Genomic DNA, 16162 nt, shown 5'->3' on the forward strand with positions numbered 1-16162 from the left:
GATGGCCGATGCGGCCGTTCCCCCCTTCGACCCCGGCGAGCTGGCCGGGCCGATGGACCGGCTCAGCCTGCAGGTGCGCTTCTGCGCCCGCTGAGGTTGACCGGTTCGGCGCGCTGGCTCTCGAGCAGACCTTTGAAGTGCTCGCGCACCGCGGTGCGTTGCCGTTCGTCTCCCCACAGGCGCTGATGGCCCTGCTGTGTCCATGCTGGAGACACGTGCGCCCCGTGTCTGTGGTCAATCCCCGGCCTTGGCTTCATTCTGGAGAGCACAGGTCTTCGCCCGGACTGGCGTCGTGGATCCACTAGCGGCCTTCAACCTGCTGTTGCTGCTGGCCATGGGCCATTTCGTGGCCGACTTTGGCCTGCAGAGCGATCGCATGGCGACCGAAAAATGTCCTGGCCAGGGGGTGGTGCTGGGCTGGGGCTGGTGGCTGTGTGCCCATGCGGCCATCCATGGCTTTGTGGTCGGTTGGCTCACCGGCGTGCCCCTGCTTGGTTTGGCGGAATGGCTGGTGCATGCCTGCATCGATTTGGGCAAGTGCCGCCGCTGCTACCGGATGGGCCTCGATCAGGGTCTGCACCTGCTCTGCAAGGTGGTGTGGGTTTTGGTGGCGGCCACCTGTGTCCCTCTTCAAGGCTGACGGCATCGGCCTGTCTCCATAAGCTGAAGCCATCGCTTGGGCGCTCGCCATGGGTTCAACACGTGCGTTCCTCAAGGCGGCGTGGTCCCATCTCGTCGGAGCCGCTCCTCCAGCCCGAGCCCAACCCGGCCACGCCAGTTCCGATCAGGCCCTGGTGGAGGTGCTGGGCATCGCCACGGCCCTCAGCAGTGCCAGCGATCTGCGCACCCTGCTGCACCTGATCCTCAGCAAGTGCCGCCAGCTCACCAACAGTGATGCCGGCAGCATCTTCCTGGTGGAGCGTCCCGATCTCCGCCAGCAGCCGGAGGGCATCGATCAGTTGTGGTTTGCGGTGTCCCAGAACGCCACCCTCGATGCCCGTTCCGCCGGCGATGGCCCCGGCGGTGCCATCGAGGCCCAGGTGCTCGACATCCGCTTCCCCTTGTCTCCCGAGCGCCTGGTGGGTTGGAGTGCACTCTCGGGGGAGGTGCTCAACATCCCGGATGCCTACCAGCTCGATCCGGCGCTGCCCTACCGCTTCGACAGCGGCATGGACCAGAAGCTCAACTATCGGGCGGTGTCGATGCTGACGGTGCCGATGCGCTCCACCAGCGGCGAAATTGTGGGCGTGGTGCAGCTGATCAACCGCAAGCACGATGCGGCGACCCTGATCACCCCCGCCACGGCCCATGCCCTCACCCGGCCGTTTGACGCCTTCGACCAGGCCCTGATCGAAGCCCTCGCCAGCCAGGCGGCCGTGTGTGTGGAGCGCACCCGGCTGCTGGAGAGCCAGGAGCAGCTGATCGATGCGATCATCGCCCTGCTGGCCGGTGCGATTGACGCCAAAAGTGCTTACACCGGTGGGCACTGTGAACGGGTGCCCCAGCTGGCGCTGTTGCTGGCCGAGGTCGCCAATGGGGTGCAGGAGGGCCCGTTGGCGGATTTCCGTCTGGAGGGCGAGGAGGCCTGGCGGGAATTCCGCATCGGCGCCTGGCTGCACGACTGCGGCAAGGTGACCACCCCGGAATACGTGGTCGACAAGGCCACCAAGCTGGAAACCAACTACAACCGCATTCACGAGGTGCGCACCCGTTTCGAGGTGTTGTTGCGGGACGCCCGCATCGCCCAGCTCGAGGGCCAGCTGGCCGGTGGGGATGCCACCGAACTGCAGCAGCGCTACGACGCCACAGCTGCCGCCTTGCAGGAGGAGTTCCGCTTCGTGGCTGAAAGCAACGAGGGGGGAGAGTTCTTTGGCCCCGAGCAAGTGGAGCGTCTGCAGCAGATTGCCCAGCGCACCTGGCAGCGCCATTTCGACGACACCCTTGGGCTCTCCTGGGAAGAGCGGGCCCGCCGCTGCCCCGCCGGCGCTGAGCCCGAGGTCCTGCCGGTGAGCGAGCCGCTGCTGGCTAATAAGCCCTGGCATGTGATTCCGCGGCCGCCCCAGCAGGTGCCCGACCCCCGCTACGGCTTCCAGATGGAGGTGCCCGAGCACCTCTACAACCTCGGCGAGCTGCACAACCTGGCCATCTCCCGCGGCACCCTGACGGCCGAGGAGCGCTACAAGATCAACGATCACATCGTGCAGACGATCGTGATGCTGGAAAACCTGCCCTTCCCGCGCAATCTCTCGCGGGTCGCCGAATATGCCGGCACCCACCACGAGACCCTCGACGGCAAGGGCTATCCGCGGCGCCTCACGGCCAAAGAGCTGTCGGTGCCGTCGCGGATCATGGCCATCGCCGACATCTTCGAGGCCCTCACCGCCGCCGACCGTCCTTACAAGAAGGGCAAGCCCCTGTCGGTGTGCATCGACATCCTGGCCGGCTTCCGCGACCGGAATCACATCGATCCCGATCTGTTTGAGCTGTTCCTACGTTCCGGTCTCTACCGCACCTATGCCGAGCAGTTCCTGCGGCCGGAGCAGATCAACGAGGTCGACATCGAGAAATATCTAACCAAGGCAGACACCCGATCCGCCTGAGCGCCGCCCGGTCTTCAACCCTGCAGATAGGTGGTCTGGCGCAGGCTCGCCTCGAGGTGGGCCATCAGCCGTCGGGCGTCGCTGATGCCGAGCTGGCCGCGACCGATTGCCTCCTCGCTGGCCACCCGCAGCCGCTCCAGCAGGAGCTCGGGGTTGTGCTCCATCGCTTCCAGCACCTCGGCGTTCGTGTCGCCCCGCACCACGTGATCGAGCTGGTAGCCGCCGCTGGCCTTGAGGCGCAGGTGCACGGCGTTGGTGCTGCCGAACAGGTTGTGCAGGTTGCCCATCACCTCCTGGTAGGCGCCCCCCAGGAACAGGCCGATCCAGTAGGGCTCGCCGGGCCGCAGGTTGTGCAGCTCCAGGAGTGGCTTCACCTGGCCCCGCCCCGCGTGCCCGGCCGGATCGATGAAGCGGGCGATCTTGCCGTCGGAATCGCAGGTGAGGTCGGCGAAGCTGCCCAGGGCCTCGGGTTTGTCGTGGAGCCGGTGGATCGGCATCACGGGAAACAGCTGGTCGATGGCCCAGGTGTCGGGGGCCGAGCGGAACACCGACAGGTTGGCGTAGTAGGTGGAGGCGAGGGCCGCCGGCAGGGACCGCAGCTCTTCGGGGATCGGGGCGTCCGCCGGCAGGCTGGCCAGGTGGGCGGCGATGGCCTGGCAGCAGGCCCAGGTGAGCTGCTCGGCCAGGCCCCGCTCCGGCAGGGTCATGTAGCCCAGGCGGAAGGCGGCCAGGGCGTCCTCCTTGAACTTGAGGGCATCGTTCCAGGCCTCCTGCAGGGCGTCGAGTTCGGCCCCCGGGGCCGTGATGGCGGCGTAGGTGAGGCGCAGGTTGCGCAGGATTAGGGCTTCGTCCTCCTGGGGTGGCGGCACGGCTCCCGGCAGGCTGCCGGCCCCGAGCACGTCGAACACCAGCACGGAGAAGTGGCTGGCGATCGCCCGGCCGCTCTCGCTCACCAGCGTCGGCACGGGAATGCCGTGGGGTTCGCAGCACTCCTTCACCGTGGCCACCACGTCGTTGGCGTAGTTCTGGAGGGAGTAGTTGGTGGAGGCGGCGCTGGCGGTGCGGCTGCCGTCGTAGTCGATGCCCAGGCCGCCACCCACGTCCAGGTAGCCCATGGGTGCGCCGAGGCGGGTGAGCTCGCCGTAGATCTGGCCGGCCTCCTGCAGGGCGTCCTTGAGCACGGCGATGTCGTTGATCTGGCTGCCCACGTGGAAGTGCAGCAGCCGCAGTTCGCCCAGCAGGTCGGCGGCCCGCAGGGCCTCCACCGTGGCCAGCAGGTCGGGCACCGACAAGCCGAATTTGGCCCGTTCACCCACCGAGCTGCCCCAGCGGCCCGTGCTGCGGGCTGAGAGTTTGGCGCGGATGCCAATCAGGGGAGCGGCCCCCAGCTCCCGGCTGGCGCTGATGATCCGCTCCACCTCGTCGGCCTGCTCGATCACCACCACGGGCTGGCGGCCGAGGCGCCGGGCCAGGATCGCCGTCTCGATGTAGCGCTGGTCCTTGTAGCCGTTGCAGATCAACAGCGCCTCGGGGTCGTCGATCAGCGACAGGGCGATCAGCAGTTCGGCCTTGCTGCCCGCCTCCAGGCCGAAATGCCAGCGCCGGCCGCAGGCCACCAGCTCCTCCACCACGTGGCGCTGCTGGTTGCATTTCACCGGGAATACGCCCTGGTAGCGGCCGCCGTAGCCGTACTGGGCGACGGCCCGTTCAAAGGCGGCGTGCAGGCGTTCGAGCCGATCTTCGAGGATGTCGTCGAAGCGAATCAGCAGGGGCAGGGACAGGTCGCGGCCCCGCAGCTCCTGCACCAGCTCCACCAGGTCGAGGGAGCCTCCCCGGTCGCCCCGGGGCTGCACCATCACGTGGCCGCGATCGCTCACGGAGAAGTAGGGCTCACCCCAGCGATCCAGCCCATAGAGGGCCGCGCTGTCGGCGGCAGTCCAGGTGTCGCTGTTCGACGCGCTCACGGCAGGGGGCTGGTGGGGGGCGGTGATCACGGCACCACTGTGCTTGCCAACGGGCATCCCCGCCGCAGACGATGGGCCGGATTGCTTTTTTCCCATGGCCGCCGAACGCTCTTTCATTGCCATCAAGCCCGACGGCGTTCAGCGCGGCCTCGTGGGCGAGATTCTCGGCCGCTTCGAGCGCAAGGGCTTCAAGCTGGTGGGTCTCAAGCAGCTCACCCCCAGCCGTGAGCTGGCGGAAAGCCACTACGGCGTGCACCGTGAGCGCCCCTTCTTCGCCGGTCTGGTGGACTTCATCACCTCCGGTCCCGTGGTGGCGATGGTGTGGGAAGGCGACGGCGTGATCGCCAGCGCCCGCAAGCTGATCGGCGCCACCAAGCCCCTCGAGGCCGAGCCCGGCACCATCCGTGGCGACCTGGCCGTGAACATCGGCCGCAATGTGATCCACGGGTCTGATGCCCCCGAAACCGCCGAATTCGAGATCGGCCTGTGGTTCCAGCCCTCCGAGCTGAGCGACTGGGCCCCTGCCGATCAGGTCTGGCGCGTCGAGGGCTGAGTGGCCAGGCTGGGGGCGCTCCGGGAGTGCCCCAACGTCAGCCATGGTTTTGCCGATCACGCTCCATTCCGTCAGCCAGCGCCTCTTGCTTCGTCCTGGGTTGGCTCTGGCCCTCACCGGTTCGGTGGTGCTAGCCACCCCTTCCCTGGAGGCCGCAAGCCCGGCTCCCCGGGTGGTGGACGTGCCCAGCACGCCGGCCTTCATCAAGCCGCCCCAGGGTGGCGAGCGCCCGGCCCGGTCCGGCCAGACCCTGCCCTACGACGCCGTGTTGCGCACCCAGAAGCCGGGGCGGATGCAGGTGCAGCTCCCCAATGGCCGCAGCTTCCGGCTCGGCGGGGATGCGGTGCTGCGGCTGGGCCGTCAGCGCCTCGACCTGCAGCGCGGCCAGATCATTGCCTGGGTCAACCCAGGCGCCAAGGGAGGCTCACCGGTCACGATTCAAACCCGGATGGCCACGGCTTCGATTGTGGGCACCACCGTGTTCATCGAGGCCACGGACACCGGCCTGAAGATCTTCAGCTGGGAAGGGGAGGTGGCCTGCACCACCCATGACGGTCAGCGCAAGACCCTGCGCAGCGGCGAGCAGCTGGCCTACGAGAACGGCACCTGGGCCAAAACCCGCCTCACCCCCCAGGAGGCCGCCGCACGGCGTCAGAAGAGCATCCTGCTCAACGGCTTCTCCGCCCCGATGGAAACCCTGCCGGTGCTGGAGAAGGAGCTGGGCATCAGCACGCTGGTGCCTGCCCGGTGAGGCGACCACCCCTGTGGGGTCTGGCCCTGTTCGCCGGGCTGGTGCTGGTTCAGCCGGTGCTGCGCCCTTCGCCACCCGGCCAGGCGCTGGTGGCCCTCGATGCGGCCCTGCAGGCCGCCCTGTTCCGGCTGCGGGGGGTGCGCCGCGATCCTGCGGCTCCGGTGGTGCTGGCCATCGATGCGGAGTCGCTGGCGCTGGATCGCCTCCTGGCCCCGGAGGAGCGCCAGGCTTCGCCCCTGTGGCGGCAGATGGGGCCCTGGCCCTGGCCGCGGGCGTTGCAGGCGGACCTGGCGGCCACGGTGCTGGAGCGCGGGGCCCGCAGGGTGGTGTTCAACCTGGTGTTGGCCCAGCCCAGCCGTTTCGGGCCGGCCGATGACGCCGCTTTTCAACGTCGGTTGGCCCCCTGGTGGCCCCAGCTGGTGTTGGCGGCCGCCTCGACGGCCTCCGATCAGCAGGGGCTGGAGCAGGTGCAGCTGCAACGGCCCCTCTACGCCGGCACGGCGGTGGGGCTCACCAACCTGCTGCAGAGCCCCCAGGGACTCACCGATGCCATCCCCGGGCAGGCCTGGATCAGCGGCCATCTGGAAGGTTTTCAGCCCCCCCTGCCCCAGGCCCTGGCCTGGGCGGCCGCCAGCAGGGAAACCGTTCAGGCCAACGTGCCCATCCAGCCGCGTGGCATCAACTATCCCGGACCCGCTGGCACCCTCACCACCGTGCCGGCCTGGCAGCTGCTCGAGCAGCCCGGTGAGCTCTGGCGCGGGCGCACGGTGGTGATCGGCGCCACGGCCGCCGAGTTGGGTGGCCAGCTGGAGACGCCCTTTGGCCCCCAGAGCGGCACGGAGGCCCAGGCGGCCGCCCTGGCCAGCGTGATGGCCGGCACCACCATCGGCTCCCTCTCGGGCCCAGCCCAGCTGGCCGTGCTTCTGGCCTGGGCCGCGCTGCTGGCCTGGAGCCTGGCGCGGGTGGGCACGGCGCGGCAAGCGGTGGCCCTCAGCCTGGGCTGGCTCGCGGCGGCGTCCCTGCTCGCGTCCCTGCTCTGGTGGTTGGCGTTCCTGTGGCTGCCCCTCTCGGCCCTGCTGCTGCTGCCGGCGCTTGCGGGGGGTAGCCGCAGCGCCGCCCTGGGCTGGCGGGAGACCCGGGAGCGCCAGGTGTTGCACCAGTTGCTGAGCAAGCGCATGTCGCCGGCCCTGCTCCAGAACATCCTGCGGGAGCCCGGCCCCCTCTGGACCCAGCTGGGCGGCAGCCGCACCCGTTGCGTGGTGCTGTTCACCGATCTGGTGGGCTTCACCCCCCTCAGTGCCCGGCTGGAGGCGGTGGAGTTGTTTGCCCTGCTCAATCGCTACTTCGATGGCTTGGCCCAGGCCGTGATCGCCGAGCAGGGCCTGCTCGACAAGTTCATCGGCGATTCGCTGATGGCGGAGTTTGGCTTGCCGCGCAGTCGCGGTGAGGCCCAGGAGGCCCTGGCGGCGGTGCGCGCGGCCCTGGCCATGCAGCGCAGCCTGGCGCAGCTCAATCGGGAGCTGGAGGCAGCGGGCCAGCCGCCCCTGCAGCAGGGGATCGGCATCCATGTGGGCGAGGTGGTGGCCGGCAATTTGGGGTCATCCCAGCGGATGGAATACACCGTGATCGGTGCGGCGGTGAACATCGCCAGCCGGCTCGAGGGTCTCACCCGCCAGTGCCCTGGGCACAGCATCTTGATCAGCGCGGAGGTGCGCCGCCTGTTGCCCCAGGAGGTGGCGGTGCAGGCCCTCGGCCACTTCAACGTCAAGGGCTGGGATGTTCCCCTGGAGGTGTATGGCCTGGTGGAGCGCTGAGCAGTGCACCATGAGCATCACCCCAATGGAGGAATTGCTGCTGTCAAGTTGGCTCTTTCAGCCTAAATTTCGGGTCTCAATGATGTGTTTGGGTTATGCGAGCCAATTCCCGAGGCTGGTTGGGCTCCAGGGCTTCCCTGATGGCCGCGGCGGTGATGGTGGCTGGACTGTCTGGGCTGGTGGCGCCTGCATCCGCGCTGGCGGGCCCCAAAGCCGATGCCCGGGTCCAGGAGATCCTGGATGGCAACGAGCTCTACATTGATCAGAAGCAGGCCAAGGTCAACCAGCTGGCCTACAGGCCCGAACTGATCTCCACCAAGCAGAGTCGGGGGAGTGTGGGCTTCAGCACCGGGGCCCAGGCCCGGATCAGCAAGAACTCCCAGCTGCGGCTTGGCAGCGACTGCGCCCGGCTCACCCAGGGCCAGATGCTGATTTCCGGTAAGCAGAACACCTGTGTCGGCAGCGTCAAAATGAGTGTGCGCGGCACCCACTACATCGTGGAAGTGCTGGAAGACGGAACCACGGAAGTGGCCGTTCTGGATGGTCAGATGACCTTTAGCCCCGGTGACACGGCCACGAAGTTCGGGCCTGGCTCGCGCGAGTTTGCCGAGCGGGAGGTGCTGCGCTTCGGCCCCGATGGCCAGCTGCTCAGCCGCCGCTGCATGGCGGCCGCCGACTACCGCCGCTATCTGACCAGTGATCTGGTGCAGGGCTTCTTCTTCCCCTTGCCAATGGTTCAGGCCCTGGTGTCCACCCTCAGGCTTGAGGTGCCTGGAGTGACCCAGCTTCTCGTGCTGCTCAACACCGGCGGGAACCGCGGCCTGCTGGGTCTTCCCTTCGGTTCATCCCTCTGATGCTGGGGCGTCTGGCTGGACGCCCCGTCAGCCGGCCCACCCGGCTGCTCCTGCTCTCTGGCGTGATCCTGGCGGCCACCGGTTGGCTGGCGGGCTGGCCGCCCACGTCTTGGCGTGGCTGGGAGCGGATTGTCGAAGATGAGCTGGTGCGTTGGCGCGGACCGCGCCAACCGCCCGCCAAGGTGGTGCTGGTGTCGATCGATGACGCCAGCCTCCAGCAGGGGGCCTGGTTCGCCGAGGAGCCCAACCCCCCGGCTTGGGCCCAGGGCATCAGCACCCTGCCCTGGCCCCGGGCGCGCTACGCCGAATTGATTGAACGGTTGCAGGCCGCCGGCGCGGCTTCGATCGCGATCAATGTGGTGTTCGAAGGGCCCAGTGGCCGCGGCCCCCAGGACGACAGGGCCCTGGCGGCTGCCCTGGGGCGGCACCGCGGCCAGGTGGCCCTCGCCGCCGAGTACACCGAACCCCAGGACGAGCAGGCCGGAGCGGGTCTGGGCCTGGTGCAGCCCGACGCCTTCACGGCGGCCCTGGGCCTCACGAACGTGATGCCGTCCGGGGGCGGCGAGCCGGTGCGCCATCCGGAATTCTTCAGCCAGGTGGTGTTGCCAGCCCAGCAACTGCCGCCCTTCCCGGCTCTCAGCTCCATGGCCCTGGCCCAGGCCCGTCTCCCCAGCCTCCAGCGCGACAGCAGCAGAGAGCTCAATTTCTATGGGCCGGAGCCCAGCCTCACCCGGATTCCGGCCTGGGAAGTGCTCGATCCGGCCCGTTGGGGCCGCCATCCCAAACGTGCCGCCCTCCAGGGCGCCGTGGTGCTGGTGGGCCCGGTGGTGTCCCAGGGCGGCATGGGCAGCCCCACCCCCTTCGGCCCGATGAGCGGGTTGGAGATGCTGGCCACCGCCACCGCCAATTCCCTGGTGGGGGATGGTCTGGCCCCCTGGCCCGCCGTTCCCTGGGCCCGGGCCCTGGTGGCGATGGCGCCGGTGTTGCTGGTAGCCCTGGTGTTTCTGCGCAACACCACCAAGCTCCAGTGGCGCATGAGCGCGCTCGGGGTGGTCTTGGTGTTGCAGCTGCTGGCTGGCTACGCGTTGCTGCGCTGGGGCCATCGCTGGTTGCCGCTGTTGGCACCGATCACCGCCCTGGTGCTGGTTGGAGGCGTGTATGGCGTGGACGCCTACCTCGTGGAGGGGAGGGAGCGCCGGCGGCTGCGGCGCACCTTCGAGCGCTACGTGGCCCCCAGTGTGGTGTCGGAAATCCTCTCCTCCCCGGAGGACGCCGATGCCATCCTGCGGGGCCGGTTGCTGCCGGTCACGGTGCTGTTCTGCGATCTCCAGGGCTTCACCACCCTCACCAAGCGGCGTTCCGATGCGGGCCAGACCCAGCACCTGGTGGAGCAGCTCAACGCCTACCTCACCGAGATGGTGGAGGTGATCACGGCCCATGGCGGCACCGTCGACAAATTCATTGGGGACTGCGTCGTGGCTGTCTTCGGATCTCCCGTGAGTCGCGGCGTCCAGGAGGAAGCCGTGGCGGCGGTGCAGTGCGCCCAGGCGATGGGTCAGGCCCTCGCGCAGCTCAACCAGGGTTGGCAGCTCAAGGGGATCGAACCGCTGGGCAATGGCATCGGCCTGGCCTCGGGCGAGGTGGTGGTTGGCCAGATCGGCAGCCCCCGACGGATGGAGTTCACCGTGATCGGCGAGAAGGTCAACCTGGCCGCCCGGTTGGAGGCCCTGACGCGCAAGCTGGAGGTGAATGTGCTGCTGGATGGGGCCACCATGGACTTAGCCCGAGCCCAGGTGGCTTTTCGCCCCATGGGCCTGCAGCCCATTCGGGGCGCCGGCGACATCGACGTCTACACCCTTGCTTGAGATGGTTGATTCCCTTGGGTTTTCGGCTGGGCGGCTGTCCTCCCTTCTGGCGCTGGTGCTGACGCTGCCGGCGGCCGCCCTGGCCGCTCCGGCCGTTTCGACGAGCGCCACGGTGCAGCAGATTCTCGATGGCAAGGAGCTCTTCATCGATGCTCGCCAGGCGGTGGTCAAGCAAAAGGCCTCTGCCCCCCAGGACATCAGCACCGGTAACTCCCGCGGCCAACTGGCCTTCACCTCCGGCGCGGTGGGGCGCCTCAACCGCAATTCCCAGCTGCAATTGGGCGACAGTTGCTTCCTGCTCAGCCAGGGTCAAATCCTGGTGTCGGGGGCCCAGAGCGGCTGCACCCGCTCCTCACGGTTGAGCGTGCGCGGCACCAACTACCTGCTGGAGGTGAACGACAACCAGGAAGCGGAGCTTTCGGTATTGGAGGGCAGCGTGGAGGTGGAGACCCTTCAGAACGGTGAACCCACCGGTGCCGCCCCCACCCGGGTGGAGGCTGGCCAGAAACTGCGGCTGTCGCCGCAGGGGGTGATCCTCACCCTGCTGAAGCTCTCCTCCGGCGATTACACCGGCATCCTCAACGGCCCCCTGTTTGAAGGCTTCTCGATTCCCCTGCCGGCCATGGGCGCCCTCGACAGCTACATCCGCGCCAACGTGCCGGGGGTGTCGATTCCGGGCATGCCCGGAATCCCTGCGATCCCTGGGGCTCCGTCGGTGCCGAGCTTCGGCCTGCCGCGGTTCTTCTAGGAGCGCGTTTGGCCAGCAAACCGATCCCAGCCAAAGGCCTGTTGCCAGGGGCGGCCACTGGGCAGGGTCAGATCCGGGCTCTCGGCGGCGGGGCAGCTGGGGCTGAGTGAGCGGCCCAGCAGCTCGGCGGTGATGGCGGCCAGCAGCACCCCATTGCGGTGGTGGCCGGCGGCCAGCTGCAGGCCTGGGATGGGGCTGCTGCCCAGGAGCGGAGCTTCGTCGGGGGTGCAGGGGCGAAAGCCCCACCAGCGCTCCATCGGCGGCCAGTGGCTGGCGGCGGGGAGCAGGGCGGCGATGCCGTCCTCTAGGTGGCGTTGGCCCACGGGGGTGAGCCCTTCGCTGAAGCCCGCTGCGGCCTCGCTGGTGGCCCCCACCACCAGCAGCCCGTCCTCCCGCGGCACCAGGTAGGTGCCAGGGCCAAAAATCACCCGGCCCAGGGCCTGCCTTGGCCCCTGCAGCGACAGCATCTGCCCTTTCACCGGCGCAATCGGCAGCTCGGGCAGCAGCTGGGCGCTCCAGGCCCCGCAGGCCAGCACGGCCCGCCGGGCCGGCAGCCGCTGCGCTTCGCCGGCGGCATGGCGCAGCTGCACCGCCTCGAGGGCTCCGGCTGGGTCGCGCTCCAGGCCCAGCACCTCGGTGCCCTCCTGGAAGGTCACCCCCAGCTCCACGCAGGCCCGCTCCAGGGCACGCATCAGCTGGCGGCGGTTGTCGATCTGGCCGTCCTGCTCAAACAGCAGTCCCGCGGGCCAGGATGCCCCGATGCCAGGCACCTCCCGCTCCAGGGCCTGGCGATCGAGCGGTTGGCCGAAGCCAGCGGTGGGATAGGCGTCCCGCTGCGCGACGCTGGCGAAGGGCACCACGATGCCGCAGGACCGCAGGCCGCAGGGGAGCCCACTGTCGGCTTCGATCTGCGCCACCCAGGCGGGGATTCGCGCCAAGCTCGCCTGGCCGAGGGCGAGTAGGTCGCCGCTGAGCCCTTCGGCGTGGGGCGCCAGCATGCCCGCTGCCACAAATCCGGCGGCTTCGCTGCGGCGGCGGCTCAGCACGAGCACCGACTCACCCCGGCGGGCCAGCTGGTGGGCGATGGCCAGGCCCATCAGGCCCCCACCGAGGATCAGCACCGGTTCTGGGGCGGCGGCCATGGCCTTGAACGTGGCGTGGGGCAGACCGGGCACCCCCATTCCGTTTCAGGGTAGTTGCCCTTCCATAGGATCGGGCCACGCACAGGAGCTGGAGAGCATCGATGGCAGGGGCAGCACAGGCCGAGTGGGAAGCCGTCATCGGCCTGGAGACCCACGTGCAGCTGGGCACCGCCAGCAAGATCTTCACCAGCGCCTCCACCGCCTTCGGTGACGATCCCAACACCCACATCGATCCGGTGGTGTGCGGCCTGCCGGGCACCCTGCCGGTGCTGAATCAGAAGGTGCTCGAATATGCCGTCAAGGCAGGCCTGGCGCTCAATCTCCATATCGCTGAACACAGCAAATTCGACCGCAAGCAATATTTCTATCCCGACCTGCCGAAGAACTACCAGATCTCCCAGTACGACGAACCCATTGCTGAAGACGGCTGGATCGAAGTGGAGGTGGCCGAGAAGGGCAAGGACACCTACCTCAAGCGCATCGGCATTGAGCGCCTGCATATGGAGGAGGACGCCGGCAAGCTCGTGCACGCCGGCAGCGACCGCCTGGCCGGCTCCACCCACTCGCTGGTGGATTACAACCGTGCCGGCGTGGCCCTGGCGGAGATCGTCAGCAAGCCAGATCTGCGCACCGGCCGCGAGGCGGCGGAATACGCCTCGGAGATCCGCCGGATCATGCGCTATCTGGGGGTGAGCGACGGCAACATGCAGGAGGGTTCCCTGCGTTGCGACGTCAACATCTCGGTGCGGCGTGGCCCTGATGCCCCCTTCGGCACGAAGGTGGAGATCAAGAACATGAACTCGTTCTCCGCCATCCAGAAGGCGATCGATTACGAGATCCAGCGCCAGATTAAGGCCTATGAGGGTGGCGAGCCGGTGGTGCAGGAAACCCGCCTCTGGGATGAGGGCAAGCAGCTCACCAAGAGCATGCGGGGCAAGGAGGGTGCCAGCGATTACCGCTACTTCCCCGATCCCGATCTGGGCCCGATCGAGGTGAGTGACGCCCAGCGTGAGGCCTGGCGCGCTGAGCTGCCGGAGCTGCCGGCTGCTAAGCGCCACCGCTATGCCGAGCAGTTGGGCCTGTCGATTTACGACGCCCGGGTGCTCACCGATGAGCGGGCCATGGCCGAATACTTCGAGGCCGCCGTGGCCGCCGGCGCCGATGCCAAGGCCGTGGCCAACTGGGTCACCGGCGACATTGCCGCCTACGTGAATGCCAACCGGCTTTCGATCGCGGAATTGCCCCTCCAGCCCCAGCAGTTAGCTGAGATGGTGCAGCTGATCGAGGGCGGCGTGATCAGCGGCAAGATTGCCAAGGAGATTTTGCCGGAGCTGCTGGAGCAGGGCGGCTCTGCCAAGGCGATCGTCGCGGAGCGGGGGCTGGGGATGATCAGCGATCCGGCGGCGATCACGGCCATCGTGGAGGAGTTGCTGGCCGCCCACCCCGAGGAGGTGGAGGCCTTCCGCGGCGGCAAAACCAAGCTGCAGGGTTTCTTCGTGGGGCAGCTGATGAAGCAAACCGGTGGCAAGGCCGACCCCAAGCTGGCGAATCAGATCCTGATCGGCAAGCTGAACGGCTGAGTGCCGGCTTGGCCTGGATGCCCCATCCATGTTAATTAAAGTCACTGATGTTGCATTTGTTCGCGGGCAAGTTAAGGTTTTTGTGCCATATCTTGCCCCAATCTAGTGACCAACTCCCAATTCGAGTTTGGCGCCGCTGAAAACAAGCACTTCAGCTCCCTGGCCAGCTTATGTCTTGTTTCGGCTCTGGCCCTGCTCGTCTATGGCATTGCCAATGCATCATTCCTGTTCAATGTGATTGCAAGCGGCAAGGTCGACTTGATGCTGCGCACCCTCGACGATGCTTTCCAGACACTGGCAGCATTGTTTGCGGCTTATCAGCTCAATCAAGCTGCAAAGGGCTTCCGCAAGATTGTCAATACGCAAGGCGACGACCTCACCCTTCTGAATCTTTCCAGCCAAAAGCTGCGACTTGTGTTTTCCAGTCTGGCGTTGATGTTTGTCTTGCTCGCTATCCGTTTCATCATTGATTACCCAGCCCTGATCAGCTGGATCAAGGCCGCCTGAGCGGGAGGCGCAGGGCCTGCTCCACCTGGGTAACCAGCGCTGTGGGCAGGCCCCGGTTGTCGATCACTACGGTGGCCAGGGTGCGCTTGCGTGCCAGGGGCCACTGGCAGCCGATGCGCGCGCGGGCTGCCTCTTCGCTGAGGCGGTCACGGGCCATTAAGCGCTGCAGTTGCTGGGTCTCGTCGCAATCCACGAGCCACACTTCGCGGCACAGGCTTTCGAGGCCGGCTTCGAACAGCAGCGGGATCATCAGCACCACCGCGGCGGCCTGGGCGTGTTGCTGCAGGCCCTGCTCGAAACGGTGGCGCACGATCGGATGCACCAGGCCTTCCAGCCAGCGGCGCTCGGCCGGGTCGCCAAACACGATCTGCCCCAGGGCCGCCCGGTTGATGGCCCCGTTGGGGGCCCGAACCCCTTCCCCGTAGCGCTCCTGCACCGCCCTCTCGCCTGGCGATCCGGGAGCCAGGGCCTCTCGGGCATAGACATCCGCATCGAGTAGCGGCAGGCCCCGCTGCACTAGCAGGCGACCCACGCTGCTCTTGCCCGTGGCGATGCCACCGGTGAGGCCGATGCGGCGTTGCTCCGGCAACTCCGTCAACTCCGGCAGCCCCGTCAGCCCCATCAGCCCAACCAGCGGGCCAGGGCCCGGCCCAATGGGTTCAGCACCGCCAAACCTTCGGATCCGTCGCCCTGCAGTTCGGCAGCGGCTGCAGCCCGGCGGGCGGCCCGCAGCTCCTGGTCTTGCTCCTGCTGGTGCAGTTGCTGATCGAGCAGGGCGCCACCGGCGCGGGTCCACTCCAGCAGCTGCCGCAGTTCACCGGCATCGAGCCACACGCCGTGATCCCGGCAGCGGTCCACGATCACGCCACTGCGGTGGCCGAACAGGCTGCGGTTCATCAGATCGCCGCAGACGGCACAGGGCCGGTAGCGCACGGCCTCCTCGGTCTGGCGTGGGGCTGCGGTGAGGGCGTCCAGCAGGCGGCGATCGGTTGTGAGCACCTCGGAGGCCGCCGGACGCAGCAGGGTTTCCAAGCTGCCGGGCTCCAGAAACAGCCCCAGGCAGGTGGGGCAGCGGCCCAGGCGCAGCTCCTGGAGCTCCACCAACTCCAGGGGGCCGTGGCCGTTGGGGCAGCTGTGCTCGGCCCAGGGGCCTGACCCCACCGCATGGCTCCAGCCCTGCAGATCCAGGTCGGCCCGGCTGCCGCAGTAGGCGCAGCACACGCCGCCGCTCGGGATCGGTGCCGCACAGCTCAGGCAGTTCATGGCGCGCCGTCCCCGTCGGCAGCGGGTGGCGTCGATGGCATCGAGGGGGGTGGCGGTGGTGGCGGGGGCGGGCTCAGCCGCTCGCCCAGACCGAAGCCCATGGCCAGCCCGGCTCCGGCCGCTGCGCTGCCGCCGGGGTTGGCCGCGGCCTTCTCCAGGGCGATGCCTTCCTGGTAGGTGCGGAAGGCGGCCAGATCGCCGGTGAGCCCGATGGCGGTGCGGCGATCCAGGGCGGCTTCCACCTCCGGCGGCAGGGTGAGGTTTTCAATCAGCAGGGTGGTGAGCTCCAGGCCGTAGCCGGCCCATTCCGCCGCCAGCCGGCTCCGCAGGGCTGCCGCCAGTTCGTCGTAGCGGCTGGCCAGGTCGAGCACCGGCTGATGGCTGTCCCCCAGCAGGTCGGCCAGGCGGCTGGTGATCAGGTTGCGCAGCTGCTCGCTGATCTGCTCCACGGCGAAGTGGGGATTGCTGCCACTCAGCTCGCGGAGCAGCTGGATCGGGTCCGCCACCCGCAGGCTGTAGCT

Annotated in this window: 15 protein-coding genes; 10 read left to right on the forward strand and 5 right to left on the reverse strand. The window is 68.2% G+C overall.

All coding sequences use genetic code 11. The features are described 5' to 3' along the window. The first annotated feature begins 292 nt into the window (after positions 1–292). Positions 293–640, forward strand: coding sequence for a DUF3307 domain-containing protein (locus KBY71_RS11660; RefSeq protein ID WP_254929074.1), 348 nt, complete (start codon positions 293–295; stop codon positions 638–640). Positions 641–689: 49 nt separating this feature from the next. After that, complete coding sequence (locus tag KBY71_RS11665; protein WP_254929075.1) at positions 690–2600, forward strand: HD family phosphohydrolase; 1911 nt, start codon at positions 690–692, stop codon at positions 2598–2600. 14 nt (positions 2601–2614) lie between these two features. On the opposite strand, the gene speA is transcribed toward KBY71_RS11665, so the two are convergent. Then, positions 2615–4621: a biosynthetic arginine decarboxylase gene (speA, locus tag KBY71_RS11670; protein WP_254929076.1), complete on the reverse strand. Its 2007-nt coding sequence runs from the start codon at positions 4619–4621 to the stop codon at positions 2615–2617. 37 nt (positions 4622–4658) lie between these two features. Between speA and ndk the strand changes: the two genes are divergently transcribed. The 6 genes from ndk to KBY71_RS11700 all read left to right on the forward strand — a co-directional run bounded on the left by ndk (position 4659) and on the right by KBY71_RS11700 (position 11149). Further along, the gene (gene ndk / locus KBY71_RS11675; RefSeq protein WP_254929077.1) at positions 4659–5117 is read left to right on the forward strand and encodes a nucleoside-diphosphate kinase; all 459 of its coding nucleotides are present in this window, start codon (positions 4659–4661) and stop codon (positions 5115–5117) included. Between the two features lie 43 nt (positions 5118–5160). Continuing rightward, positions 5161–5868, forward strand: a complete 708-nt coding sequence (locus KBY71_RS11680; RefSeq protein ID WP_254929078.1) for a FecR family protein — start codon at positions 5161–5163, stop codon at positions 5866–5868. Further along, positions 5865–7682 (forward strand): adenylate/guanylate cyclase domain-containing protein, encoded by a 1818-nt coding sequence (locus tag KBY71_RS11685; RefSeq protein WP_254929079.1) that lies wholly within the window; start codon positions 5865–5867, stop codon positions 7680–7682. The genes KBY71_RS11680 and KBY71_RS11685 overlap by 4 nt, the downstream gene beginning before the upstream one ends. Positions 7683–7861: 179 nt before the next feature. Beyond that, positions 7862–8536, forward strand: coding sequence for an iron dicitrate transport regulator FecR (locus KBY71_RS11690; protein ID WP_254929080.1), 675 nt, complete (start codon positions 7862–7864; stop codon positions 8534–8536). Continuing rightward, positions 8536–10401 (forward strand): CHASE2 domain-containing protein, encoded by a 1866-nt coding sequence (locus KBY71_RS11695; RefSeq protein WP_254929081.1) that lies wholly within the window; start codon positions 8536–8538, stop codon positions 10399–10401. Before KBY71_RS11690 ends, KBY71_RS11695 begins: the two co-directional genes overlap by 1 nt. Position 10402: 1 nt before the next feature. Further along, on the forward strand, positions 10403–11149 hold the full coding sequence (locus KBY71_RS11700; protein ID WP_254929082.1) for a FecR domain-containing protein: 747 nt from the start codon (positions 10403–10405) through the stop codon (positions 11147–11149). Here the strand turns inward: KBY71_RS11700 and KBY71_RS11705 are convergent. Continuing rightward, entirely contained in the window at positions 11146–12291 is a 1146-nt protein-coding gene (locus tag KBY71_RS11705; RefSeq protein ID WP_254929088.1) for an FAD-dependent oxidoreductase, read from the reverse strand. The genes KBY71_RS11700 and KBY71_RS11705 overlap by 4 nt on opposite strands. Positions 12292–12392: 101 nt before the next feature. On the opposite strand from KBY71_RS11705, the gene gatB reads away from it, so the two are divergent. Both gatB and KBY71_RS11715 read left to right on the forward strand, forming a co-directional pair. After that, a complete protein-coding gene (gene gatB, locus KBY71_RS11710) occupies positions 12393–13871 on the forward strand; it encodes an Asp-tRNA(Asn)/Glu-tRNA(Gln) amidotransferase subunit GatB (protein WP_254929083.1) in 1479 nt (492 codons plus the stop codon). 105 nt (positions 13872–13976) lie between these two features. Then, complete coding sequence (locus KBY71_RS11715) at positions 13977–14378, forward strand: hypothetical protein (protein WP_254929084.1); 402 nt, start codon at positions 13977–13979, stop codon at positions 14376–14378. On the opposite strand, the gene coaE is transcribed toward KBY71_RS11715, so the two are convergent. The 3 genes from coaE to KBY71_RS11730 all read right to left on the reverse strand — a co-directional run. Then, a complete protein-coding gene (gene coaE, locus KBY71_RS11720; RefSeq protein WP_254929085.1) occupies positions 14365–15000 on the reverse strand; it encodes a dephospho-CoA kinase in 636 nt (211 codons plus the stop codon). The two genes, KBY71_RS11715 and coaE, sit on opposite strands and share 14 nt — an antisense overlap. Next, the gene (locus KBY71_RS11725) at positions 15000–15641 is read right to left on the reverse strand and encodes a zf-TFIIB domain-containing protein (RefSeq protein ID WP_254929086.1); all 642 of its coding nucleotides are present in this window, start codon (positions 15639–15641) and stop codon (positions 15000–15002) included. Before KBY71_RS11725 ends, coaE begins: the two co-directional genes overlap by 1 nt. Further along, the coding region (locus KBY71_RS11730; RefSeq protein WP_254929087.1) for an SPFH domain-containing protein at positions 15638–16162 on the reverse strand (525 nt) is incomplete at its 5' end. The genes KBY71_RS11730 and KBY71_RS11725, both read right to left, overlap by 4 nt.

The organism is Cyanobium sp. T1B-Tous (assembly GCF_024345475.1).
Taxonomy (GTDB): domain Bacteria; phylum Cyanobacteriota; class Cyanobacteriia; order PCC-6307; family Cyanobiaceae; genus Cyanobium_A.